General features: G+C 74.8%; 1 protein-coding gene. It reads right to left on the bottom strand.

Going from position 1 to position 1,629, the window contains the following annotated elements; all coding sequences use genetic code 11:
* Positions 1–27 precede the first annotated feature (27 nt).
* Complete coding sequence (locus WDZ17_RS17245) at positions 28–1,332, bottom strand: IS110 family RNA-guided transposase (RefSeq protein ID WP_339576410.1); 1,305 nt, start codon at positions 1,330–1,332, stop codon at positions 28–30.
* Between the last annotated feature and the right edge of the window lie 297 nt (positions 1,333–1,629).

Here is a 1,629-nt window from a genome sequence, read left to right on the forward strand (position 1 = left end):
GGTCAGACATCCCAGGGGCTGGGGATGTCAAGCGGCGGCCGCGACGGGCTCGGCGAGGGGGCTGGTCTCGGTGGGCGTGGTCTGGGGGCTCGGGGTGGGCCAGGCGGTGTGCTCGTCGTAGGGGGTGTGGGTGCGCAGGCAGCCGTGGAGGATGCCGACCCAGCGGTTGCCGAGCTGGCGTAGCGCGGCGCCGTGGCTCTTGCCGCGGGCGCGGATGGTGTCGTAGTAGGCCCGCGCCCCGGGTGAGGCGGACAGGGAGGAGAACGCCCAGGCGTGGACGGCGTCGGCCAGCCGGCGGTTGCGCACGTAGCGGGCCAGGACCGCGCTCTTCTTGCCCGACGCGACGGTGACCGGGGAGGTCCCGGCGTAGTTCTTGCGGGCCTTGGCGCTGGCGTACCGGTGCGGGTCGTCGCCGAGCTCGCCGAGCAACCGGGCACCGACGACCGGGCCGATGCCCGGCACGCTGAGGTAGACCTCAGCGTCCGGGTGCGCCCCAAAAGAGTCCCGCACCACCTCGTCGAGCTCGCTGACCTGCTCGACCAGCGACCGCAGCAGCCGCACCTGCGAGCGGGTGATCGCCGCGTACGCCCGCTGCAGCTCCAGCGGCTGGCGCAGCGCCGGCGCCCCGAGGACGGCCCGGATCTTCTCCGCCTTGGCCTCGACGTCACGGCGGCGGGCCCGCCCCAGGGCCTTGGTGACCTGCGAGCGGGTCAGACGCGCGGCGGCGTCGGGGTCGGCGGCCCGCTCCAGCAGCTCCATCGCGTCGCTGTCGGCCAGGGCCAGCCCGGCGGCGGCGAAGGCCTCCAGCGCGGCGGGGAAGTACTCCTTCAGCGCCGCGCCCAACCGCTGGACGGCGCGGGTGCGGTCCCAGATCAGCGACTGGTGGGCCCGGGCCACCAGCTTCAGGCCCTCGACCTGCGCCGAGTCCCCGGCCAGGGGGCGGTGGTGGGCGGCGTCCAGGCGCACGATCTCGGCCAGCACCCCGGCGTCGGCGACGTCGGACTTGGCCCCCGAGCTGGTGTGGCGGCGCCGGTAGGCCGCGGCCTGGACCGGGTTGACCGCGTAGACGGTGTACCCGGCCGCGACCAGCGCCTGGACCCAGGTGCCCCGGTCGGTCTCGATGCCGACCAGCACCGCTCCCGCGCGCAAGAACCCCGTGTCGGGGTCACGGTCGGCGTCGTCGTCGAGGTGCTCGGCGACCATCGCGTGCAGCCGGGCCATCCCTTGCGCCCCTTCGGGCAGCCGCGCCTTGGCCAGCCGGCGCCCGTCGGCGTCGTGGATCACCACGTCGTGGTGGTCGCTGGCCCAGTCATCACCGACGAAGACCGTCATGAACCTCACCCCACTGACTAGCGGGGCCGGCCCTGGTGCCGGCCCCGGGCGGCGGCAGCGACGGGGCAGACCAGCCGCGGGCTAATGGTCCAGTGCTCACCGTCCTGCGGCCCCGCACGCCAGCAGCGCTCGGGGCCCCCGGTCGGGGCACGTCATCCCAGTAGCGGTCACGCCTGCCCACGACCGGTGGGGCGCACGCTCTGACCCTAGGACTCCACGGTCCAGCCGAGACGAGTGCTGACCCCACCGGTCGCTACCAGCACCGACCCTGCCCCTTGCGGAACCGGTCCGGTAGCC

It is taken from the genome of Pseudokineococcus basanitobsidens (genome assembly GCF_037482545.1).
In the GTDB taxonomy this organism is placed as follows: domain Bacteria; phylum Actinomycetota; class Actinomycetes; order Actinomycetales; family Quadrisphaeraceae; genus Pseudokineococcus; species Pseudokineococcus basanitobsidens.